The organism is Paenibacillus sp. MER 99-2, assembly GCF_023714095.1.
In the GTDB taxonomy this organism is placed as follows: domain Bacteria; phylum Bacillota; class Bacilli; order Paenibacillales; family Paenibacillaceae; genus Paenibacillus.
Map to the genome: position 1 here is coordinate 298,366 of NZ_JAMAUZ010000005.1, position 24,906 is coordinate 323,271.

At 46.3% G+C, this 24,906-nt stretch carries 19 protein-coding genes; 9 read left to right on the forward strand and 10 right to left on the reverse strand.

Annotated elements, in window-relative coordinates; all coding sequences use genetic code 11:
- The first annotated feature begins 59 nt into the window (after positions 1-59).
- From M3636_RS21470 to chrA, 5 genes are all read left to right on the forward strand, one after another.
- Positions 60-710, forward strand: a complete 651-nt coding sequence (locus M3636_RS21470; RefSeq protein WP_128099965.1) for a response regulator — start codon at positions 60-62, stop codon at positions 708-710.
- On the forward strand, positions 703-1,818 hold the full coding sequence (locus M3636_RS21475; protein WP_128099964.1) for a PAS domain-containing sensor histidine kinase: 1,116 nt from the start codon (positions 703-705) through the stop codon (positions 1,816-1,818). Before M3636_RS21470 ends, M3636_RS21475 begins: the two co-directional genes overlap by 8 nt.
- Before the next feature lie 452 nt (positions 1,819-2,270).
- On the forward strand, positions 2,271-2,765 hold the full coding sequence (gene chrS / locus M3636_RS21480) for a chromate efflux transcriptional regulator ChrS (RefSeq protein ID WP_128099963.1): 495 nt from the start codon (positions 2,271-2,273) through the stop codon (positions 2,763-2,765).
- A gap of 12 nt (positions 2,766-2,777) precedes the next feature.
- A complete protein-coding gene (gene chrB, locus M3636_RS21485; RefSeq protein ID WP_145411083.1) occupies positions 2,778-3,365 on the forward strand; it encodes a chromate efflux transporter ChrB in 588 nt (195 codons plus the stop codon).
- 3 nt (positions 3,366-3,368) lie between these two features.
- Positions 3,369-3,914: a chromate efflux transporter ChrA gene (gene chrA, locus M3636_RS21490; RefSeq protein ID WP_128099962.1), complete on the forward strand. Its 546-nt coding sequence runs from the start codon at positions 3,369-3,371 to the stop codon at positions 3,912-3,914.
- A 189-nt stretch (positions 3,915-4,103) separates the two neighbouring features.
- Here chrA and M3636_RS21495 read toward each other — a convergent pair whose 3' ends face one another.
- Positions 4,104-6,494, reverse strand: coding sequence for an Ig-like domain-containing protein (locus M3636_RS21495; RefSeq protein ID WP_251383942.1), 2,391 nt, complete (start codon positions 6,492-6,494; stop codon positions 4,104-4,106).
- 193 nt (positions 6,495-6,687) lie between these two features.
- Between M3636_RS21495 and M3636_RS21500 the strand changes: the two genes are divergently transcribed.
- Positions 6,688-7,287, forward strand: a complete 600-nt coding sequence (locus M3636_RS21500) for a class I SAM-dependent methyltransferase (RefSeq protein WP_251383943.1) — start codon at positions 6,688-6,690, stop codon at positions 7,285-7,287.
- A gap of 280 nt (positions 7,288-7,567) precedes the next feature.
- Here the strand turns inward: M3636_RS21500 and M3636_RS21505 are convergent, their stop codons facing one another.
- The 6 genes from M3636_RS21505 to M3636_RS21530 form a co-directional block, all read right to left on the reverse strand.
- A complete protein-coding gene (locus tag M3636_RS21505; protein ID WP_251383944.1) occupies positions 7,568-8,698 on the reverse strand; it encodes a YyaL domain-containing protein in 1,131 nt (376 codons plus the stop codon).
- A gap of 132 nt (positions 8,699-8,830) precedes the next feature.
- On the reverse strand, positions 8,831-10,966 hold the full coding sequence (locus M3636_RS21510; protein WP_251383945.1) for a heparinase II/III family protein: 2,136 nt from the start codon (positions 10,964-10,966) through the stop codon (positions 8,831-8,833).
- A gap of 250 nt (positions 10,967-11,216) precedes the next feature.
- The gene (locus M3636_RS21515; RefSeq protein ID WP_251383946.1) at positions 11,217-11,876 is read right to left on the reverse strand and encodes an SGNH/GDSL hydrolase family protein; all 660 of its coding nucleotides are present in this window, start codon (positions 11,874-11,876) and stop codon (positions 11,217-11,219) included.
- Between the two features lie 131 nt (positions 11,877-12,007).
- Positions 12,008-12,805, reverse strand: coding sequence for an NAD-dependent epimerase/dehydratase family protein (locus M3636_RS21520; RefSeq protein WP_251383973.1), 798 nt, complete (start codon positions 12,803-12,805; stop codon positions 12,008-12,010).
- A 313-nt stretch (positions 12,806-13,118) separates the two neighbouring features.
- Positions 13,119-13,448 (reverse strand): AzlD domain-containing protein, encoded by a 330-nt coding sequence (locus M3636_RS21525; protein ID WP_128099957.1) that lies wholly within the window; start codon positions 13,446-13,448, stop codon positions 13,119-13,121.
- A complete protein-coding gene (locus M3636_RS21530; protein ID WP_251383974.1) occupies positions 13,439-14,167 on the reverse strand; it encodes an AzlC family ABC transporter permease in 729 nt (242 codons plus the stop codon). Before M3636_RS21530 ends, M3636_RS21525 begins: the two co-directional genes overlap by 10 nt.
- A 320-nt stretch (positions 14,168-14,487) precedes the next feature.
- Between M3636_RS21530 and M3636_RS21535 the strand changes: the two genes are divergently transcribed.
- Complete coding sequence (locus M3636_RS21535) at positions 14,488-16,488, forward strand: methyl-accepting chemotaxis protein (protein WP_251383947.1); 2,001 nt, start codon at positions 14,488-14,490, stop codon at positions 16,486-16,488.
- Positions 16,489-16,738: 250 nt separating this feature from the next.
- Here the strand turns inward: M3636_RS21535 and M3636_RS21540 are convergent, their stop codons facing one another.
- Together M3636_RS21540 and M3636_RS21545 are read right to left on the reverse strand one after the other, a co-directional pair.
- Entirely contained in the window at positions 16,739-17,974 is a 1,236-nt protein-coding gene (locus M3636_RS21540; protein WP_251383948.1) for a DUF2087 domain-containing protein, read from the reverse strand.
- 311 nt (positions 17,975-18,285) lie between these two features.
- Positions 18,286-20,259: a methyl-accepting chemotaxis protein gene (locus M3636_RS21545; RefSeq protein ID WP_251383949.1), complete on the reverse strand. Its 1,974-nt coding sequence runs from the start codon at positions 20,257-20,259 to the stop codon at positions 18,286-18,288.
- 237 nt (positions 20,260-20,496) lie between these two features.
- Here M3636_RS21545 and M3636_RS21550 point away from each other — a divergent pair, with 237 nt between their 5' ends.
- Positions 20,497-21,930, forward strand: coding sequence for a serine hydrolase domain-containing protein (locus tag M3636_RS21550; RefSeq protein ID WP_251383950.1), 1,434 nt, complete (start codon positions 20,497-20,499; stop codon positions 21,928-21,930).
- Between the two features lie 204 nt (positions 21,931-22,134).
- Here the strand turns inward: M3636_RS21550 and nagZ are convergent, their stop codons facing one another.
- Positions 22,135-23,808, reverse strand: a complete 1,674-nt coding sequence (gene nagZ / locus M3636_RS21555; RefSeq protein WP_251383951.1) for a beta-N-acetylhexosaminidase — start codon at positions 23,806-23,808, stop codon at positions 22,135-22,137.
- 267 nt (positions 23,809-24,075) lie between these two features.
- On the opposite strand from nagZ, the gene M3636_RS21560 reads away from it, so the two are divergent.
- Positions 24,076-24,900, forward strand: a complete 825-nt coding sequence (locus M3636_RS21560) for a TolB-like translocation protein (RefSeq protein WP_251383952.1) — start codon at positions 24,076-24,078, stop codon at positions 24,898-24,900.
- Positions 24,901-24,906: the final 6 nt, after the last annotated feature.

Genomic DNA, 24,906 nt, shown 5'->3' on the forward strand with positions numbered 1-24,906 from the left:
GGCTTTCTTTTTTGGTATGATAGAGGCAGACATATGCATGCGGACAGGGGGAAAATGATGTGATTCAACTATTGGTCGTTGATGACCATGTGGTCGTACGTTCCGGGCTCATCGCCTTGTTGGACGGTAAAAATGATATTCAGATCGTTGGAGATGCAGCCGACGGGGATGAAGCCATTGCCAAAGCCCAGCAACTGAAGCCCAATGTGGTCTTAATGGATTTCAGCATGCCACCAGGCAAGGATGGATTAACAGCCACGGCTGAATTAAAAAAATTAATGCCAGACGTCGCCATTCTTATACTGACGATGCATGATGATGAAGAATATTTGTTCCGTGCTATTCATGCTGGAGCCTCTGGATATATCCTCAAGAGCGCCCCACATGAAGAGTTGCTCGCCGCCATTCGCTCGGTTGCAGACGGTAGTGCATACCTGTATCCAAGTGCAACGAAACGACTCATGAGTGAATACCTCGATAAAGCAAAACAAGAAAATGCCGGCCCGTATGACACGCTCTCCGAGCGAGAGAAAGAGATTTTGTCATGGATTGCCAAAGGGTATGCCAACAAGGAAATTGCTGAGCATCTCGTGATTAGTGTCAAAACCGTGGAATCCCACAAAAGCAATCTCATGGAGAAACTCGGTCTCCGTACCCGGCCTGAACTCGTGAAGTTTGCAATGAAAAAGGGGTTGCTGAACTTTGAATAGCGAACATGAAAATAGACTCAGTGGACTTGCCGACCAGCCTGTTCTGCAATTACTGCGTGAATTGGATAACCATATCACTGATGACCAGTTTCGCAGCAGGCTGAAAGGTTCATTGCATCAACTCAGTGATCTGAAGTTTGCTCTTGATGAATCCTCCATCGTCGCGCTCACTGACCGTAAAGGGAAAATTCAATATGTAAACGATAAATTCTGCGAGATTTCGAAGTATGATCGGAGTGAGCTGATAGGTCAGGATCATCGTGTTATCAATTCGGGTTATCATGGCAAAACATTTATGAAGAACCTGTGGGATACGATATCCTCCGGCAGGGTATGGCATGGCGAGATACGTAACCGTGCCAAAGACGGGAACTATTATTGGGTGAACACCACCATCGTGCCTTTTCTCGATAATGAAGGACAGCCTTATCAATATTTAGCGGTACGAAGTGAAGTCACTAAGCTTAAACGTGTGGAGGGTGAGCTGCAGACGATGATGTCTCAGGTCATGAACATTCAGGAAGAGGAACGGCGACGGATCTCACGCGAGCTCCATGATGGGATCGGTCAGAGTCTATTCTCTCTTGTCATTCAGATGGATCGCCTGCTCGCAGATCAGCCACATCCCGGCGTCGAATCCCTGCGAAAACAAGTGACCGGGATTATGGAGGATGTTCGTGGTATGGCTTGGGAGCTCAGACCTTCTGTATTGGATGATCTGGGGGTTGTACCCGCGATTCGCACCTACATAGAGAATTACAATCGCCACTACGGAATTGAAGTCAAGCTGGAGTGCAATCTACGTAGACGACTGGATATGAACCGTGAGATCGCGATGTACCGAATCATTCAAGAAGCGTTAACCAACATTGCGAAGTACGCGGATGTATCCGAAGCACAAGTAACCGTTGAAGATGCTGAGGATGCAACTGTGGTCATCATTGAGGATCAAGGTATTGGCTTCAACGGAACGAAGTTGGGGAACGGCGTTGGCATGTTCAGCATGGAAGAACGTGCGCGCGGAGCTGGCGGAACACTGAGGGTATCCTCCGAGCCAGGTGAAGGGACAACCGTCACCCTTGTTCTGCCAAGGGCAACAACGAAGTAGCGCGAGGATGAACGACTGATTTGGATTGAATAGTGCATTTGAAGTAGATGCTGCGCTGAGGTAAATACAACGTTAACATTCGAGCACGACTGGCGAATCACAATCATGCGTGACCAGCATAACTAGCGAATACTATGCTTGCAGAGCGCACGTCGATCGTATAGAGCTATTGTGTAGCTACGAATATACTAAAGTACACATTGTAGACTGTTAAGGTTCGTTCCTTAGGCAGTCTTTTTTTCTATTTTTGAGGTAGCTTTCACTCTATCTAGAAGGTAAACTTGGTCAATTTTACAAAGTGAAAGTGAATTATCAGGTATAATCCTTATTTATTATAAATATATTGACTCAAATTACGTTTCGTCATTAAAATTAAGAGTGCTACGTACAAAATGTATAAATGCTCATTTCATGTTCTAACTGTAATTAGCGATAGAAAAGGATGGTCAATCATGGCAGAGAAACGTTCTTCTAAGGGTGGGGAAATTCCCCAAATGCACAATCTGGATGAAATAGATCGTAAAATATTGGCTGCTCTGCATCACAATAGTCGGATGTCTTATACCGATCTGGGACAACAGATTGGTTTATCTCGCGTAGCCGTGCAGGCACGAATTAATGCGCTATCTGAAAAAGGCGTTATTGAACGATTCACGGTTGTCATCAACCCCGGCAAGGTTGGACTACAGGTCTCAGCCTTTTTCAATGTGGACGTAGAACCTCCTTTTCTGGACGAGGTAGCGGAGAAGCTGGATGAAGAACCAGCGGTGACCAGCCTATACCATATGACAGGCCCAAGTACTCTGCATATGCATGGTATTTTTGCTGATATGGAAGAGATGGAGCAGTTTCTACTAGAGAAACTCTATAAAATGCCGGGAATTGTCAAAGTAGAGTCACAACTATTGTTAAAACGTTATAAAAGCCGGATGGGCATGAGACTGTAGGAGGATAACAGCATGAGTTGGAAAGTTTATAGCGGTCTCATCACAGGGATGATGCGAACCGGAATTTTGGGATATGGCGGTGGCCCTTCGGTAATTCCCTTGATTCGTTATGAAGCCGTTACACGTTATAAATGGGTTAGTGATGAGGAGTTCGGGGAAATCTTAGCTATTGCTAATGCTCTCCCAGGTCCCATTGCGACCAAAATGATTGCATATTTAGGCTATAAAACCAAAGGTCTCTTGGGCGCGATTATAGCTGTGTTAGCCCATATACTGCCGACAAGTATTGCCATTATTGCACTGCTTGGCTCGATGTATGCCTTGCGAGAATCCAAAGTCGTCGCAGGCATGGTGGCGGCTGTGCGTCCGGTCATTTTTGTCATGCTCGGCATGATGGCTTATGAGTTCGCCATGAAAGCGTGGAAAGGACTCGGCAAAACCTTTGCCCTACTATTTGGGGTCATTGCGTTTGTACTCTTATTGCTACTAGACATTCACCCCGGTATCGTTATCGCTGTCTTTCTAGTCTATGGGTTCTTCCATTTCGATGTGGTTCAGCGCTTCAAGTCGAAGGACAACGCCGATAAGGGGGTGTCCTAGACGATGCTACAGACATGGTGGGAGTTATTTTGGGGATTTTTTGTAGCTAATATATTAGGATACGGGGGCGGTCCAGCCTCCATTCCGCTTATGCAAGAAGAGATCGTGAATCACTATAAGTGGCTGACGACAGAGCAATTTGGTGATGTGCTTGCCATTAGTAATGCACTCCCAGGACCCATCGCTACCAAGATTGCCGCCTTTGTTGGTTATCAGGTTGCTGGCTGGTTTGGTGCATTCATTGCCAGCTTCGCTACGATTGTGCCTTCGGCCGTCGCATTAATTCTATTGCTGCGCTTGCTTAACAAATACCGTACCTCTTCAAAGGTCAAAGGCATGACGCTGTTAGTACAGCCCGTCATTGCCGTGCTCATGATTCTGCTCACATGGGAGTTCGGCCAAGTCTCAACCGAGTCGATCGGCATCTGGCAAACCTTAATTATTGCTGGAATCTCGCTGTGGGTCATGACCAAAACCAAGCTTCACCCTGCTATTCTTATTGTGATCGCCTTTGCTTATGGCGCATTCGTTCTGCCTCATTTCATGTAATTCAACTGTTCGCTTGTGAAGACGAATTGCTCATTATTGATACTTTAAAAAAACATTAGCACATTAAAAAAACGGTGATACCTGCTCACAAGAACAGGTATCACCGTTTTTCTTTTGTTATCTTAGCATGTTGAAGCTAGTACTTCATACAACATGCTTACTGTTATTCACCTTAGTCTTATGAAGAGATTACTTCGCTTCAACAACGATCGTCACTTTCGTTTTCACGCCAGCATAGGTGACCGTAATTGTTGCTTTACCCTTACCGTTCGCTTGAATAACGCCGTCCTTCACTGATGCTGTAGCAATACGGGAAGACTTCCATAGCGCTGGTTTGGATACGTCTGCTTCGCTACCATCTGCAAATGTTGCTGTTGCGATTACGGTCGCTTTGTCACCTGGCTTCATCGTCAGCGTAACTTTATCAGTTTGCAGATATTTCAAGGTATCCACATCCACCGCAATCGTAACCGATTTACTGCCATACTTTGCTGTAATTTTAGCTTTACCTGAACCGATTGCTTTTACAGCGCCTTTGCTCACCTGTGCAACCTTGTAGTTATTTGTTTTCCATTCTGCTTTATCTGTTACATCACGCTCGCTACCATCACTCAATAGAACGGTAACCGTCAAGTTTTCCGTGTCGCCTGATTTCAGAGAAAGTGCTGGCACGGATGCTTCGATCCGTGAGATTACGTCAACTTCAACCTGAATAGTGACTTTCTTGGAACCGTACTCTGCCGTGATATTTGCTTTACCACTGCTGTTCGCTGTGATAACGCCTTTTTTCACATCAGCCACGCGTGCATTGCTTGACTTCCAAGTTGCTTCTGAGGATACATCTTTCGTCAATCCATCCTCATCCGTAGCAGTAAGCTCAATTTGTTTCGTTTCCTTCGTAGACAACACAACGAAGTTCTCATCTGCTTCCAGATCACTAGCCATGCCAACTTCTACTGGCAACGTCAACGTTTTTCCTTCGATTTTGGCTGTAATCGTCGCTTTACCCGTTGCTACACCCGTTACATTACCTTTGCTGTCGACTTCGGCGATTTTGTCACTGCTGCTGCTCCATGTTGCATCCTCAGACACATCCTTCGAGGTGTCTCCAAACACCGCAAAAACTTTAGCGGCGAATGTGCCACCCACTGCAACCGAAGCTTTTTTCTTCTCCATCTCATACTTGTCCGCTACATCGACATTGACCGTGAACTTAACGGTTTTGCCGCCATAGGCAACGGTAATGGTCACTGTACCGGATTTGTATGCAATCAGTTCGCCGTTAGATACATAGACGATATCTGCATTACTGGAAGTCCATGTTGCTTTAGACGTTACGGTTTCTTTACTTCCGTCGATATATTCTGCTTTTACGACAAGGTTCTTGGTTTTGGTATTATCCGCAAGGCTCATAGCAACCTTGTCCTCAACACCATCGATATCCAGGTATCTCGCTGTATCTACATCCACTGCAATCTCTACCGTTTTACCACTGTGTGTTGCTTTGATCGTAGTTGATCCACTGCCCACAGCTGTAATTTTGCCTTTGAATACGGTAGCGACTTTCTCATTGCTGGATGTCCATGTGGCAAGATCTGTGACTGGCTTATCCTCGCTATCTGGATAAGAAGCCGTTAGTACAATGTCTGCTGTATTCTTGCTTTCTAGGTTTGTGCTATCGACACGCAAGAACACGCTTTGTTTACTTGCACTCAGTTTGCTAGTCAGATCAACATCCACATCAATCGTTACGGACTTTGTACCGTAAGTTGCTGTGATTTTGGCTGAACCAGCAGCGTAACCTTTGATTTTACCTTTAATTGCATCTGCTACCTTCTCGTTGCTCGTCGTCCACTCTGCAAGCTCAGTCACAACTTTTGTTGAACCATCTGGATATGTTGCTGTCAGCTCTACATCATCTTGACCATTCAATAACAGATTGATCTGTTTCTTATTCACATCTACACGCTTAACCACTTCAACGTTAACATCTACCGTTACACTTTGTTTACCAACCTTACCTGTGATCACGGCTGTACCTGCACTTTGGCCGGTAACCTCTCCATTCACTACAGTCGCTACTTTGTCATCACTAGAGGACCATTCCGCAATTTTCGCTGCTGCTTCCTCTACAGTGTTGTCACTGTATGTTGCTGTTAGATTGATCTTCTTCGAAGCTCCGATTCGCAGATCCAGCGTCTGTACATCCTTGGATAACGCTTTGACCTTTTTCGTCACATTGACATGAATCGTTTCTTGTTTGCCTTGATAAATTACTGTAATCGTCGCTTCACCCTCAGCTTTGGCACTAACGGTTCCAGTACTTCCAGCCGTTGCAACTGAAGGGTTACTACTGTTCCATTCCGAGCTGATCGTCACACTCTGCGATGTATTATCGCTATATACCCCTGTAGCCGTCACTGAAGTCGAATCACCCACTTCGAGCGATAACTCATTTTTAGACAAGACAATTTTGGATAGTTCTTTATCTGCCGCAGCGGCCAGGCCTACGTTGGAAATACTCAGTACCAGTACCAGCATCATCACCATATACTTGGTCAATCTTGGCTTTAACATCATTTCCCCCCGATTGTAATCATTTTTTTCCTTACGTTTAATGTCGGCAGGTTCTTTCCAGATGTTTAGACTTTCAGGAAAATTAGTGGAAATTAATTCTTATTCCGATGCAATAAGCGTTCAGGATCATATAGGATACGTTCCCGCATACGCTATAATAGCGGCATTGAAATTGATGGATGATTGGGGGACAACGATGACGAAGTCTTTCGACTACATTGAATATTGGGAGCAAACCTATCGCTCTGGGGAAACGTCAGGAAGGGGGTCTTATGGTGTACTGGCCGAATTTAAGGCTGAGATTGTGAATGAGCTTATCCAGCGCGAAGGCATCACCAGCGTAATTGAGTTTGGATGTGGGGATGGTAATCAGCTGCAATACATGAACTATGGTACGTATCTCGGAATGGACGTAGCAGCAGCATCTGTTCGTTTATGTGCTTCTAAGTTTGCGAGCGATACATCCAAAAGCTTCATGTTATATACACCCGGTCTGTGGATTAACCGAGGTTTTCTTCAGGCGGATCTGACCATCTGTCTTGATGTTCTCTACCACATTACAGATGAACAGGATTTTCGTAATACCTTACATGATATCCTGCACGCCTCCGGAGAGTGGGTTGTCCTGTATACCCGGCTAAAAGAGACAGGCAACCCAGGGGTTGATACGATTCAAGATCGCAATCTGTTCCACTATCTGTACGATTATCCGGAATTCAAAGTGCAGGAGATCATCCCGCAGCGTTATCCGGATCAATCTTCAGCTGATTTTGTTCTTTTGAGACGTAGTCTTTAAACGCCTGAGCGCACTCCGTAAACCTTCTATTCCGTCTTAGTCTATATTTTTTGTGAGTTCCCTTACCTCAAAAGGAAACATCCCCAGCTTATACTTTTTAAGTAGTTGCTGTTCTCTAGCGGCATAACAAACAACACAGTGGCAAGATGTGCTCATGTAAGAATTCTGGTAGATTCCACAGAAAACTCTACTTTGCACACTCAACCACTGTGTTTTTCTATTTATAGATTAATTTAGTTATCATGACTCATCAATAATTGCAGTAGGCTGTTGAAAGGAATTAAAAGAACCCGGGACGCCCTTGCAGCTTCGCCAGTGCTTCCATATAGAAATAATCACCATAGATAATTGGAACATTAATCCCCCGTCCCTCTGGATAATGCACGGTTCCCTGCATAATTAAGCCTTCTTCTGCTGCAGACTCACCTGAGCTATAGCGCTCGTACAAGCCCCGAGCGATGCGCTCCCCTGCCGCAGCGTATTCCGCTCCGCGTGGCGACAGCTTCGCGAGCTCGAGCAGTCCACTCGCGGCAATGGCCACAGCGGACGAGTCCCACGCCACCTGATGCTCCGCAGGTGCGCGAAAATCCCACATCGGCACGATCTCTTCGCCAAGCATGGCGAGGAAGAAATCGGCCGCGCCTTCCGCTGTCTCCAGATAGCGGGCTTCGCCCGTATGCCGGAATGACAGCGCAAACCCGTGCAGCGCCCAGGCGGTGCCCCGCGCCCAGGCGGAACCCGGAGCATGGCCTTGGCCGCCATGCTCCCGAAGCTTCTGCCCCGTGTGTGGATCGAACTCCACCACGTGGCAGATGGACCCGTCCTCGCGTACGAATTCACGCGCTACGGTGTCCGCATGTGCTTCCGCCAGCCAGCGGAAGCGCGGATCGCCGCTCTGCTCTGACGCCCAGTAGAGCAGCGGCAGGTTCATCATGCTGTCAATGATGGCTACGCCGCGCGTGTCCATCGTTGACGAGCTGAAATTCCATGCGCGGATGAACTCACCGCGCACATGGAAGCGGGCAGCAAGTAGATTGGCGGCGAGCATACCTCGCCGCTTGCCATCTGCGCTGCCCGTCTGGCTGTAGTTGGCTACGCCACTAAGCAGCCAGATGAACCCTAGATCGTGATCGACAGAGTTCGGATCACGAAGACACCCCTCCAATTGGCGCTCACAGCTTTCAGCAATACGCGCCAAGGAGGCAGCCGCCTCAGCATTCGGCGCTGCTTCATGGACCAGCCAGAGTAGTCCCGGCCAGAAGCCAGCCGTCCACCACTCCGGGTCATTCTGATCATATCTGCCTTGCGGAGCGATATGCGGAAAGGTATCTTTAATCCGCTCTGCATTGCGAAGTACTTTTGCTGCCCCTTGCCGCCATGCTTCTTCTACCCAATTAGCCGTTTCTGTCATACGTTGTATCCTCCTCTAATCAATCTTTCTGGTCTATTTAATAGGGCTGCTACAACAAGCGCACTACCCTACTTTTTCATGTTCAAATGCATTCCATAGCGATCAGCGCAACGATGCCCATCCCATTCCCCTCTACACGCTAGGCCGAGTGATGAACTTCATTCTGCACCAGGTCTCCTGCACAGAAGGAGCTGTGGTTTCCATACCCTGATTCGGTGTACGTTCCAATACAAGCTCGGTAACATATAGCCTCAAGGGAAGATGATCATGGTCAACCGTATCCACCACTTCAAGTCGAGCAACCCAACGGTCTGAGCTGTGTTCGGATTCATAGGTCATGCTCACCACGACTTTATCGGTCTTCCATTGAACCACACCATCATGGATCACAGGTTCAACGTGGCTGACTAAGCGCTGAATCACATTTTTGTATGCACTCACACAAGCACTAACATTTGTACCTGTACTTGCATTTGTACTTATACCTGTACTGGATTTCATACTTGGATTCGTATCTACATTTTCAATTGGACTTGAAAATCCATTTGTTTCTCCATTGGGTCTTGTCTCAGCACCAAGTTTCATCTCACCTACTCGCGCCACATCATCTATGCTCATATCTATACAATCAGAATCGTAAGCGGACTTCCATGTAAAATGATCCTCTACCCACAGCTCAGCCTCCTGAGCCGCCGGAGGACAACTCCAATTCAAATGTCTCGTATACCGATCCAACGTAGGTGCTTTCCTATAGGCTGACGTGAGGTCGAACGTGATGGCTGCGCTATGCAGTGATGTATGCTTCATCTCAAGCATCTTTGCCTCAGCTTCTCTTCCCGATTGCTGCACCATTCCTTCAATGATCGGTACGTTATGTCCCTGAGAACCGATCTGGAGAATGCTCTCCCGTCCAGGACTGAAATAAGCCTGGCTATACGCACCTGCACCTGGATCACAGAGAATATTGTCACCCGCTGCATGAAGAATGAAATGTCCCAGATCATTGTGGTTATGGGGTTCGTCGTTATGCCCACCTTTCACCGAGAAAGCAACCTCGATGCCTGCCATCTCTTCGTCATGCATCAGTTGAGCTTTACCCATGATCCACGATAGATCCTCCAGTACGATAAATGTCTGAGACGGGGGCTGCCCAGCCTGCTCACGATGATCATCAAGTACAGCCCTGTCCGTCCATAACAGATTACGTGCGACATGAGCCCAGCGCCTACATGGATCATCTGTCACAAGAGGAATGGACAACCGCCAGTTGACTTCCCCTTGCGCTCGCTTAGCTAACCTCGATAACAAGCCTGACGGAATAACCTCCCGTTCATGACTGTCCGAATAATTAACAAATGTACCTGCAGACAGATGGATATGCTGCGGAAATAACGCAATGGCTCTCGTCTTGGATTCAGATAACATATCGAGTGTACCTGCACTGAAGGTTCTCAACATCTCTGCATAATACGTATAGAAGCCAAACCCATATACCCAGTAACCAATCCCCTCTGCACACCCGCCATCCTCGCCATATCCATGCAGAAAGGCATCCATTGCTTGCAGAGTATGCTCTACTGCCTTGACCCGAAGCGACTGATCCTCCAACAGAAGGAGTGCAGCCACCCCACAGCCACCGCTACATACCGCCGACCAATTGTGTTCTGCACGTTCCCATCCGTACGTTCGATCCTCGCGATATAGCGGCGCGAAAATACGGCGCTCCATCTCGGAGCGAACCCGTCGCTCTACTCGCTCATCGATAATGCCACCCAGCATGACAATAATTTCTGCGAGCATTTGAGCAGTCTCCGCTGCAAACAGATCAATCCATGTGTAAGCATTCGCTTCTTCTCCAGGGGGTATGTGGGCAGACAAGCACCAGGTATGTTCATTACACACACTCCAGATCAGATCCTCTAGCAGAGATACGTATGTAGAATTTTTCGACGTAGCCGAAGCCGTTAATACACCAAGAGCCACGATTCGCCCACGACGTTCAAAATAAGCTGCTTCATACGCCTTTCGTTCCCCAGCATCCCTGAATTGGCGCAAAAGGGTAAACGATAATTCAGGCATAGGCTCACAACTTGCCCTTAACGCATACGTCTCAATGTCCTTCCAGAAATCATTGTATTCCTGATCATTACGTGTATTCGCAATCCTGCCTTTCCATTCGGAAACGCTTTCCAAAGCTTTCGAAGTTCCCTGTTCCAATGCCTCCGCAATCTGCTTCGTCGTCCAGTTCAGTCCAGGATGGACGGTCATGAGACAAGCCTCCTTACCACTGTAACCGATTTCAATTTGAGCTATTGCTTGATATGCTTATGATCATTTTAACACTCTTTAGGGAGTACCTTCCAATTTTTAAATAGAACTACTCATTTCCGCCTCCCCATACCGAATCGCAAATAAGCGAAGAAAGTGCGCACAGCCTTCCTCCGCTCACGATATTATTGCGTGTTCAAAAAGGGCGGTTTTTAGTACCAAGAAGATGGGATGAAGATAACTACCTCTATTATTGTATTTTCAACGGGCTGTTCTGTACTACATCCAACCACTGGCGAGCGATCAGTTCATGTCCTGCTGCTGTTGGATGAACGCCGTCCCATAACCAATAAGCAGCTTCTGCCTGCTGAAGTGCATCGTTGAACTGCTGTTGAAGCGGTACAAATACAGCATCAAACTCATGGGCAAGCTCACGAACCAAGTGCTGATATTCACCAATTCGCTCCTGCCAACGATCCCAATTTTCTACGGTTGCTCCTGTTTGCAAAATAAAAGGCTCCAAAAGCACCAGCCCCGTATCCGGCATCACTTCACGTGTCTCTTCCAAAAGGTGCCGATACGCTCGTCCCAGACGATCGGTGAACCCGCTTGCTTCACCATTCATGCTACGCCAAGCATCGTTAACACCAATCAGAATGCTAATTAGATTCGGCTTCAAGCTGAACGTATCCTCATTCCAGCGTGCATACAAGTCGGATGCGCGGTCACCACTAATACCTCTATTGTAGAAAAGCGGCTGTCTGGCCGCCAGATCTACACTCAATCTGCTTGCAATTAGATAGGCGTACCCGTGACCGAGAAAATGATTGGGGTCATCATTACGGGATCTTCCTCCATCTGTGATCGAATCTCCCTGAAACAATATAACGGATGAATGTGTACTCGTCATTGATACCGTTCCTTCCTTCGAATAATAATAGAAATGAACATCGGACTATCTCATTCCCCATTTTATCCCTTTCCCGTTCAATAGAAAATAGCGTTTTCATATTTAAAATAAGAAAGAACCTAGACATATGTCTAGGTTCCCTTTTGCTCCTTCGCTGTATAACCGCCGCCTTGATATGCTGTTTCATCCTGCTTATCAGGTGCACCATGACGTTTAGCTTCCTCCCATAGATCTGCCGCATCATCCAAGGGAATATATCCTATTTTCTCTTTAAGGTATCCGATATCGTAATAATTATCTGTATTCGCTGAAGTTCCGTATAGGTTAAGGTACGTAAGATTTGTATCTGCCTCAACACAACAATGGGCTAACTGCACCATATCCCGTGGCGAAATCCAGATATGTGCGGAACGTTCGGAATGTGGATGAGTGTCCCCAGAGAAGTTGCCAATTCGGATATTAAATGAAGACAAGCCATGCTTATCCACGTAATACCGTCCCAACAACTCTATGTAACACTTGCTGAGCCCATAGAAGCTATCTGGCCGATACGGATCATCAACCTCAATATCCTCGCCTGTTTTATAGAACCCTGTTGCATGGTTTGAACTTGCAAATATGACGCGTTTCACACCATTCAACCGAGCAGCTTCATACAGATGATATGCCCCAGTCACATTAATCGGCAGCACTTTGCCCAAAAAATCCTCTTCATCCTTTGCCCACGCAATATGCAGGATCGTATCCACACCTTGAGTGAGTTCCTTGATTCTTTCCGCATCCGTAACATCCAGTTTCACAATGCCTGCCTCATCGTCCTGCTGCAGATCAGCAGCGACGATATCATACTTTTCCAGTGCTCTTAGTCCCGTAAGTAGGCTTCTACCTATCACACCAGCCGCTCCTGTGATTAACACTTTGCGCCTTATCGTTCCCATTGAGTTCGCTCCCTTCGCTCCTCAGCATAATGTTCTATCATGTAAGACACCTCTATAAGAGGTTGTTCAAAAAGTCCGCTTTTGATTACGAAGGATGCGCGAGCGGCATCTCAGCTTCGAATATGGGATTCAGCCGAAATGTCCGTTGCTCACGTAGGTTTGCCTACGCTCCGCTACTCCATTTCTATCTTCATCCCATTTTCTCGGTACTGAAAACCGACCTTTTTGAACACGCACTATATGAGCATCATTAACCGATTCAGCCGAAGGTTTACTCCTAATCACTGGAAATTTTATAGCAGCATTACCCCATCCAATACCTCAAAATCATCATCGCAACAATACCAACAAGGACGGTTCCAAGCAGACTTCGCGTCCAGATCGCAACAATAAGCGTGGGCAAGGCTGCCCATAACGCTGGATTGTGTGTAATCGGTACGAGTTTGTTGCCAGACATGAAGAGTTCCTGTCCAATTAGAGCAGCCATAACAGCCACTGGTACGTATTCAAGCCAGCGTAGCAGCCACATTGGAATCTGTATTTTACTGAACAACATCAAGGGCAGCACACGGGGGATAAACGTTAACAATGCCGAGCCCATAATGATCCAGAATACATCCCATCTTACTTCCATCTTTCCATCACCACTCCCATGGTTGCCGCAATGACTGCGGCTACAATAATACTCATGCTGCCTAGTGACGCCATGCTCGCGATAATAACACATACCACTGCGATGATCGCGACATTAATATGTAGCTTTTTATTTTTCCGTTGTACAAGTTGAAGCACGATCAGACCGATGAACATAGCAGGTAATGCAAAATCAAGCCCTAACCGCTCTGGATTCGTAATCCAGCGCCCAAAGTACGCTCCCGCCATATTCGCTGCGAACCAGTTCAGATACGCGGTAATATTCAGTCCATGCATCCAGCGCTCACTTAATCTCTCGCGCCCGATCGCACGAGTCATGGCTACACCGAACGACTCATCGGTGAGCAGAGAGCCAATCCACATATTTTTGAGTGGAGTCAGATGGCGAAAATACGGGGACACTGCTGCACTGAGCAACAAGTGACGAAGGTTAACAAAAAAAATCGTAAATATAATTGCAGCTGCCGACCCATTCGATGCTAGCATACCAGCAGCAATAAATTGGGCAGATCCTGCGTATAAGATCAGACTGAGCAGAGCCGTTTCCGCTAAACTTAGACCCGCTGTCATTTCAATAACACCTGCGGCAAAACCAATACTTAAATAGCCTAACAATGTTGGGATACAGTCTTTAACTCCTTGCATAAAAGAAGCTGTATCCTGCACATCTGCTGCGGTTGAAGACTCAGCCTCGACCATGACTGCTTTACTCAATTCGGGTACAACCCCTTCCTATTCCTGTTGGTGTATAGGTGTTTTTCACACATTAACCTAGAAATATACCACAAGATGAAAGATTCGGGGAGAGGTAAAATTTTTTATGCAAAAGTACTCAAAAAGACCTAATCCAAACGACCTATGCAGCCGAATATATATTACATGATCACCTAAGTTATGATGGGACAAGCTTAAGCTTGATTATGTCGTGATCCAAAACAATAACAACGTAGGTTGTCGCTGTTTTTGCTCAAACGGGTTGATCCATATTATTGCGGGTGTTGCTTAGAGGGGGAATATGTATGAAGAAGAAACGTGAGGTTGTTGTCAAAAGGGCTATACAAATGAGAGAGAAACTGATTCTGTCATTTGCGATTGTCCTACTCATTCCAACGATCAGCCTAGGCATCATCTCGTTCCAGACTGCTGAAGGTAAAGTGGAAGAAAAGATGTACGAAAGTGCCATGAGCAGTGTGAATGTGCTTAACCAGACCATTGATGAGATCATTGGTGCTACACGAAAAAATGTCGATTTCCTGGCTTCCCAGATGGATGCAGGCAATGTAGGCCCCACCCAAGGGGACGAAACAGAAACCATTCGTACCCTACTTGATGCATATAAAGAAACTCACGATGACGTAGAGCTTGCCTCGATCGGTACAGATCAAGGGGTGTATGTCAATTCTCCCGTAACCGCGGTCAATAAGGCAGGGTATGACCCTCGTGAACGGCCGTGGTATCAAGCCGCAACACAGAACAAAGATATTCCAACCGTAATCACACCATATATCTCTAGCAACACAGGTAACGTTGTTGCCTCAGTAGCTCAGACCACAGCAGATGGTCATGGCGTCGTCTCTGTCAGCCTTTCGCTTGAAGGCTTGTCGCAGACCGTTAACAACACCAAGATTGGTACCAAAGGTTATGTGTACATCATTGATAACGCCAATAAAATCATCGTTCACCCTACCGTGGAGCCAGGGACAGAAGGAACAACCGCTCCATTCCAAGACATTTTTAATCAGAAAAATGGTTCTCTCACGTATACATTAGAAGGTCATAAGGAGCATGCATTCTTCACAACGAATGAAACAACCGGCTGGACAGTTGTAGGTGTTATTGACAGTGATGAAGTCACTGCCTCCGTTCGTCCTATTCTGTATACCACGCTAATTGTCGTTTCCATTGCCGTTGCCGTAAGCTCCATTATCATTTACTGGATCGTACAATCGATCACACGCCCACTGAATCGCCTGGTGCAGGCATCTAATGAGATTAGTGATGGTAATTTGGCAATAGAGGTACCCGTTACTGGACAAGATGAATTCGGTAAACTGAGCACCAGCTTCAACAAAATGAGCCAATCTCTGCGCAGCGTAATTCAAGATGTAAGACAGACTGCTGATGAATTAACCAGCTCATCTAACCAGCTTGCCGTGAACGCATCCGAGACAACCAAAGCAACAGAGCAGGTTGCACTGATTACCGAAGAATCCGCAACAGGCATTGAGAAACAAGCCAGCCGTCTGAAGCATACTTCTCAGCAGATGAATGAACTTGCCGGGGGCGTTGGACAGGTGACTGACAGCACTCAGCAAGTGTCCGAAGCTGCTTTGCAGGCTAGCGAACTAGCTAAGCAGGGCAATGCCTCCATTCAAACTGTCGTCACTGAAATGGATTCGGTAAGCCGCTTTGTCGATAATATGACCAAAACAGCGGAACGACTGGGACACCATTCTACCTCCATTGGCGAGATGGTCTCGGTGATTACCGATATTGCAGCTCAGACCAACTTACTTGCCCTGAACGCTTCTATTGAAGCCGCACGAGCTGGTGAGCATGGACGCGGGTTCTCCGTTGTTGCTAGTGAGGTTCGCAAGCTCGCAGAACAATCCAGCGAGTCTGGCCAACGTATTGTTGAGCGCGTTGCTTCCATTAGACAGGAGATTGAGCAGGCGAACAAGGATGCCCAAGCTGGGCAACAGGATGTGGCAAGCGGTATTCGTGCAGTTCGTTCTGCAGATGAGGCTTTTGCACAGATCAATCAAGCCGTAGATGTAGTTAATCACCAGCTGGAAAGTATCGCTGCTGCTTCACAGCAGATGGCTGCAAGTACAGCAGAAGTGGTTCAATCTATCGACCACATTCATTCTATTTCGGAAGCAAATGCAGATGGTACAGAGAATATATCCGCAGCAACAGAGGAACAAGTCGCTTCAATGCAAGAGATTTCATCCTCAGCTGACTCTCTTGCGCACTTAGCACACAGACTGCAGAAGCTAGTTGACCAATTCAAACTATAATCCTTCTGATCCATCCGCTTGGCATCGTTAAAGTTATGGTGTTATGAATACTTCATAATGGAGTATTACAATACAAAATGCCCCGCCGGCTAGAGTTAGCCAAGCGGGGCATTTTCCTTGGATAGAACAATCCATAAGAAGACGATCTATAAAACAACAGGTTCACATGTTACATCATATGGATACATCCTCTACCTTTTTCACTTCCATTTACACCTTGTCTCTTGCCTGAATTTATACCTAGGTTGGTTCAGCTACTCTTGCTGTCACCATGGTAACCCTGCTCTCCATAAGGCTGAAGCTTCTCCATCCATGCCTGCAACAGCTTCGCTAGCGCATCTTTTGTATCAAAAAACGGATTATCTTGCTTCTTCAACTTCTCCACCACTTCAATCGTAAAGGCAGACTCCCCATACTCATTCCATTCTGCTTGTAATGATCGATTGAGATGTGTTCCCATTTGGAGCATGAACTTCTGTCCATTCATCGTTTTCAAATTAGGGGTGCTATCCAAAAACACCTTACCATTTTGTTCATTGCGAATTTGATATACACCTGCCTCAATTTTAACCTCCTTGGCCTGTTCTTGAAGTTCTTTGCGGCGATTCATACGTTCCAACTCCCCTTTCTTCACTTTATTCTCTTCAACCTCTTCAACCGTTTTTGAACGGGCTCCTTTGGAGCCTGCCCCCGTACTGCTCTGTGCTTCATCAACCTGATCAACCTCTCGCCAATATTGACTGCCATCCGCTTTTCGACCGAGAAATCCATAGTCAACGAGATAGCGCCGGAGTTCAACATCATCATGATAGACCTGCTTTAACAGCACTTTGACTTGTTTTTCCGTGTAGATTCGTCCGGGTTCGAATCGTTTGATGATTTCAGTCAGCACAATAAACTTGTGCTTTTGCTGCATCTGGAACGTCGTTAACATGCCGTCCGTACCTTCGGGGAAATACTTAGTTAACACCTTGACTCGATCCTGATCCGATATATCGAATGATCCTCTATTCATTTGACCTACTTGTTTATTCACAGGTGTCACGAATTCAGCCGGTGCATGGGTATCTTTACTTTTGAGAAGCTCCATCAATGCTAGGAAAATTTTCGCTTGCCGCTCTTTTTCCTTCAACATATATCTATGGTTACGAATAGTGGAAGCACTGCCGATCCCAAGTGCCTCCTGCACTTCAGCATCTTTCTTCCCTGCATAGAATTGAGCGAGCAAGCTACGCTGTACATCCGATAATCCGGTTATCGTTTTGTCCTGCTCCAGCAAATATTCAAATACCGATCCGTGCGTTTTCTCCAAATGAACTCGAATGTAACGCTCTGCCTCATACAACACGCCGTCTTCGGGATAGATGATGCCTACTTCTGTGCTGTATCCGCAGCAAGTACACACATAACTCGATGCTTCCTTCAAGTATCCTCGCTTGATCTCTTCTAATGAAGCTGTCTGCAAAATAACGTCCGTTGATTTCATGGAAGAACTCTCCCCTTATCCTCTATCGTTAATCTCATAAGAATGAATTTATTATTTTATCGCTTAGACTGGTTCAAACCAACTTGATTACACATTTATTATAGATAAAAATTAATTACGTTTGTTTATTTATAGATATAATATAATTAAGTCTATCCAAAGTCAACAAACACCCTTACTCATAGAAGTAAGCTATTGGTCAGAACATGTACCCGGAAGTATGTCCCCACTTCAACTTATAAGCTGGAAAACAAAAAAAGACTGCAGGGTTACAACCCCACAGCCTTAAACATCTTTTTCTACAACACGTTCTATAGTTTGAAACGCTCAATCATGCTTTGAAGATCCTCTGCCATACGGGATAGAGCCGCAGAGGACGCCGCAACCTCTTCCATCGTTGCCAGTTGCTCCTGCGCAGCGGCTGAACCATCCTCGGTTCCTGAGGCAATCTGATCCGATAGAAGGATCGTATCATTCACCGCTTTGGTTACATGCCCCATTCCACCATCAATCTGACGGGACGCAGCCGATACTTCCTCTGCTTGTGCCGCCACCTGCTGAACAGCATCCCGAATATCTTGGAAGGCTCCTCCCGCTTCTGTAATCATCTGCGAACTCTTCATCATACTTTCCCCTGTTTGGGCAAAGGTCGACTGTACGGCATTGGTCTTCTCTTGCATTTCCTGCATTAACTCATTAATACGCTCAGCCGAACTGCCCGAGCTCTGGGCAAGTATCTTCACTTCATTAGCAACAACGGCAAATCCGCGACCTTGCTCACCTGCTCGTGCCGCTTCAATTGTTGCGTTTAATGCCAAAATGTTCGTCTGTTTAGCAATTGCCGTGATCTCCGTAACAATCTGAATGATCTCATCATTTTTGGCACGCAGATCCTCAATCACAGCTTCCACTGCTTTACTCTCATCATTGACTTGGTGCATATATGCTACCGCTCCATCTACTGTAACCATGCCTGCCTCGGATTTTGTAGATGCTTCCAGTGCGATTCGCGCAGTACTTTCGGCACTCGTTGAAATTTCCTTAACACCTAAGGACATCTCTCCAATTAGTTGCCCTGTAGCCGACAGACTGTGATTTTGTTTCGTCGTTCCTTCCGCCGCACCTTGCATCAGCTCAGCCACCTGCTCCGTCGCTTTGGATGTCTGTTCTGAACTCGCCATCAGCTCTTCCGATGAAGCTGCCAATTGACTCGATGTGCCGTGAACTTCGCCAAGAACTTCACGCAGAGACGAGGTCATCGTGTCAAAGCTATTCGCTAACTGACCAAATTCATCATTCCGCTTCATGCCGATATGAACGGTAAGATCCCCTGCACTCACCTGCGAAGCTGCTTGGGTAAGCTGCGTCAATGGACGATGGATGCTACGGATGATAAAGATCAGCAAAATAATACCGATCAAGAGCGAACCGCCTACAACCATGTACGTCCGAATCAAAATGGGTCTTACTGCTTCAGCCGCTTCAGAAGGAACCAGCTCGCCAACAATCTTCCACCCCGTCGCTGGATTTGTGAAATATACAGCTTGCAATTCCTGACCTTCATAGGTGTATTTCACGGTACCCCGGTCTTGCGTGTACATCTCATTAATATAACTTGCATCAGACTGTACCCCAGATTCAATATTGTAATGGAAGAGGAACTTTCCTCCATTATCCAGCATATACAGCTTACCTTCTTTACCGATATGTATGTTATCTACCGATTCCTTCAAATGATTGAGACTTACATTGGCACCAAATACCCCTTTACCATCAGCTAGTTTGGCCGCCGCGGTCACAACCCACTCCCCTGTTGTCGCAGATTGGAACGTGTCAGAGATAATAGGCTCCGATCCAGCCATAGCCTGTTTGTACCAACTTCGCTCACGCGGATCGTAAATCTGCGCACCTGGGTCAGGCGATTTCATCCAACTACCATCCTCAGCACCTATAGTCAGTACAGCGAGTTCATCATGGTTTTCTGACATGCGATCCATCTGTTTTTGCAGCGCAGGCGATTTGTTAATTACATCGCTAGACGTTACCCCTGCAGCTAGCTGTGCAGCATTATCCTTCTCCATATCGAGCATTTCATTGATCTGTAAACTAAGCATTTCTGTTTTGGCTTGTGCAGAATGAATGAGTTCTTCATTTACACGCTCCGCTGCCTTTGTGTAGGATAACCAGCCTACGCTAATGCTCGGTATAATCAGGAACAAGAGCAATGAAGCGATTAGCCGTTTTTTGACAGTCAAGGTAAACCAGTTTTTCATTAATTTCTTCATTATGTCTATCCTCCATTAAATTCATCACCCTTCTTTTTATCGGATAGACATACGAAAAATATTACGTATAGATATTAAATAGTTCGGATTTTGGAGATTGGGTGTCATATTTACAAGATGGCAACATGAGCATACTTAATTTTGACCACTTGTTCGAGATCGTTTACAATTGCTCATAAAGCTGGTTATTCATGAAACGTTTGGAAGGAGAGGATTCAAATTATACGCAAGTCGCAAGTGCAACAACCTGTTTCTAAGCTATTTATCTCGTTATCCCGTATCATGCTCGTACTTATGTTGTGTGCTAGCCCCGTGCTGGGACAGGCCGGGAATGTCGCTTCGGCCGCTCAAGCGGCTAACACTGTTCATATTGAAGTGAATGGTCAAGAACAGACCTGGAAGAATCAGCCCCTTATTTTTCAAGGGTCAACCTTCGTACCGCTTCGAGATGTTGTGCAATCCTTAAAGGGTACGCTCAAATGGGATGCGCCTACGAAGACAGCGACCATTACGGTTGGAAGAGACACCCTCATTCATCAGGCAAGCAGCAGCTCCATTCAAGTTAATCACGTTCAACTGTCTACAGGCGTTAAATCCCGGACGGTGAATGGTACATTGATGATTCCGGTTCGTCCACTTGCCAATGCACTCAAGGCAGATATCAAGGTACAACGTACCACCTCCGGACAGATGAGTGTAAACGTACAGACAGACCAAGTCAGCGTATTAAATGCTGAACTTGCGAGTGTGGATACGTATCTGCGCGAAGCTGAGTTTCCTGGCATGGCATTGATTGCTAAGGATGGCGAGGTGTTACTGCGCCAAGGCTACGGCCTTGCTGATGAACACACATTGAATCGTCCGGATCAGAAGACTCGTATCGCTTCACTAAGTAAGTCATTCACCGCTGCATCCATCCTGCACTTAGCAGAAGAAGGGTTGCTCGATGTGCAAGACCCGATCTCCAAGTATATCTCCGGCATTCCACAAGGGGATAAAATTACGCTACACATGTTGTTATCCCAAACTTCGGGTATTCCTTCCGCATTTGGCCGAGGAGAAGGGACTTCTCTGGAGGAAACGGTAGAGGAGATTCGGCACAAAACGCTGAAGTTTGAACCAGGTAGTGCTTATCTATACAGCAACAGCGGCTACGTGTTACTCGCCTATGTTATTGAGCAAGTATCTGGCAATAGCTACGCTGATTATGTACAACAAACGATTCTGAAACCGCTGGGAATGAAAAACTCAGGAGAAGCCTCCCGTCAAGTTCATACCATCAGTGGATTTGTTTCCGAAAATAACGCTTGGGTGCCTGCACCTTATTACGTTTCACAATCGGGTTCTGGAACGATCTACTCCACGGTAGACGATATGTTGAAATGGGATCGTGCGCTTTACACCGATCAGATCTTGAGCCAAGATACGATTGAACAAATGTATAAGCCTTACTCCAGCAAAAACTATGGTTACGCTTGGATTCTGAAAGAAAATGATCAGAACCGTACCGTTTTCCATAACGGTAGTGGTGGTGGCTTCGCCACTGCGTTCTCTCGCAATCTATCCGATGACATCACGATCATCCTGCTCGGCAATCATGCAGGCATGGATATGACTACTCTGATGAGTGAGGTAGAAGCCGAGACAGCCAAAGCATTGCATTTGCAATAATAATGTTCTTCATTTTATAAAACTACATTGATGTATCACCAAAAAAGGACGTCTCCTTGATTAGCCATCTCCCAATCTATGTAACAGGGAAATGACTCTCATGGATTCGTCCTTTTTGCTATGTGTAATAGCTATAACCACGCACTCTATATCACACACTACAGTCTACATCAGTTCAAGTTACATCATCGTTTTTATCTCACTTCACTCGATCGACACAGGTGATTTCCCCTGAAAAGGAATCTGACCTAGGAGCGCTTGAGCAACACTATTCATTGCGAGCGGCCGACTCTCGTAAGCTGCTACATAAACCTTCACGGTAGGTAGAGCAAGCAGGTCATACGGGCTGCGTAGCGCTACAACTGCTAGCGGTTTTCCGATTTGCTGCAACGCTTCAATTAATCTACATTGTGATTCGCCAGACACACTACTGGCATTGTAAGTACCCACGATAATTTGCTCCACTTCTTGCGCTCTCGCAGCCTGTAATATACTCGCAGAGGAAGTGGAGACATTCTCTACATTAACATACAGATCAATAACCTCCAGCCCATAACGCGACAATACAGCACCCAACGTGGATGTTTCACTTAATTGTTCATCAACAGCACTGGTCACCGATGATGCAACCGTGATGACCAATGTACGCTGCATTTTCAGGGGCAACATCCTAATCTGATCACGTACAAGTGTGATGCTCCTCTCACTGATCCGCTGAGCTACAGCCTGATGGAGCGGACTGTTACGCTCTGTCCCATTATCCATAGCGGGCATATCCGGCTGTGCGAAAGATCGATTAACATCCTCAATTCGATTGTCTTCATTCATTACGCTATCTAATAAACCATGCTTGCTCTTATACCTCAACAGCCGTATCACCGACTCATCTATACGTTCTTCGCTAATTCGCCCCTGCTGTACCGCAGCGATTAGCGCCTCATAAGCCTCTATCTGTAACCTCGGCGTGTGACTAATGAGTACCAGATCTGCTCCAGCCTCTACAGCCATCACTGCCGCTTCAACCGTTCCATAGTGTACAGCAATGGCATCCATCTCCATACAGTCTGTTACAATCATACCCTCATAACCGAATTCCTCGCGGAGCAACCCGTGAAGCACGGATCGTGACAAAGTGACAGGTAGACGCTCTGATTCGAGCGCGGGAAAATAAATATGTGCCGACATCACCGAATCCACACCGGCTGCTATAGCTGCACGAAACGGAACCAGCTCAACTTGATTCATCCGCTCTCGGTCATGATGAATAACGGGTAGATCAAGATGGGAATCTGTGTCGGTGTCCCCGTGACCTGGGAAATGCTTGGCTGTTGCTACAACTCTAGCATCCTGATAACCCGTTACGGCTCTAACCCCATACTCTGCCACGACATCAGCCTTCTCCCCAAATGAGCGTACACCAATGACAGGGTTAGCGGCATTATTATTTACGTCCAAGACCGGCGCAAAATTCATGTTAATCCCCATAGATCTCAACTCTATGCCACTTATATATGCCGCTTGATAAGCGTCATCTTGGGAACCGGCAGCAGCAATCGCCATCTGTCCAGGCATTAACGCGATCCCCTCCGTAATCCTGGATACCATGCCGCCCTCCTGATCAATGGAAATCCATAGTGGAGTATGGTTACTTGCGGAAGCAATGCTCTGTATTCCCTGTGAAAGTTTCTCTACCTGCTCAGGCGATTCCACGTTACGCGCAAAATATATAACGCCACCAACCGGGTACTGCTGAATGAACGTTTCAATATCTCCGGCAGCTTCGGTGCCATGGAATCCAATCAATAACATTTGCCCAACCTTTTCCCGTAAACTCATAGACTGCAGAATGCTCCGATACCTTTCCCCTTGCTCACTCATCTCCATTCTCCTCCCGATAAACCATTGTCCATCATATGAAAATATGAAGCGTGATCGATCTTATGTCCATATCCTACATTTGTTTGTCCGTTTGATCCATTAAATATATATCATACTGATCGAAGGATGCATTGATGATATACAAACTTTTAAATATTGATCAGATAGAAACATTTTTACAATTTTACCGTTTATATAATGTAGGGATATTATGGAATTAAAAAAGGAGATGCGTGCATTTCAATAGGCAATAAAGGAGAAGATGCGATGCAAAAGATAGCTGGCTGGTTATTGGTCGGTGTGCTCTTAGCAGGATTGACGACCACAGCACCCTCTATAGTGAACGCTAAACAGAACATATCCGAGTCCGTGACATCCAACTCCGTTATAAGTGCTACGGCCGCTCCATCTGTGTATGCCAGTAACCGTACGTTCCAAAAAAGCAGCAATAACCCCCTCCTTTGGAAGGGAGGAAACGTTACCTTAACCACAACTTCTGTTCAGCGGGAAGGCGTTCCAGCTTTTGAGCAACATGTCATTCAGTCCATCGTCGTTACCCAAGGGAAGCAGCAATATACGATGCAGACCGAAGATTGGGAGGACAAGCTGCTCCAGATTACAAGTATCGCTGCCTCTAACTCGAAGACATGGATTGCCATACAAGCTGAACGTAGCGCAGGAAGTTCATTGATTCTCCTGAACCTTGAAACGGGCGAGTGGAAGAATCTTCAGGATCGATTACACCAGGCTGGTCAGAAAAATGTAGAAACCATCACGGCTTATGCATGGGCACCTTCTGAGGATCAGATCGCCTTCTCTTATGGAGATACCTCCAGAAGCTCCATATCCATCTACGATGCACAACAAGACCGCCTGACGAAGCTACCACGGACAACGAACTACATCACGACCTCAATGATCCTGTGGCAAAAGGACGGCACATGGTTAGATTACATCAGTGAATACCCATCAGATCAATTCATTATGTACAGATACACGTTAGCCAGTAACAAGGTAAAACCGATAAAGAAAATGAAACGACAAGAATTCCAAGAATGGATCAAGCTTAATCAAGCTCTTAGATCTAAATAATAGAGG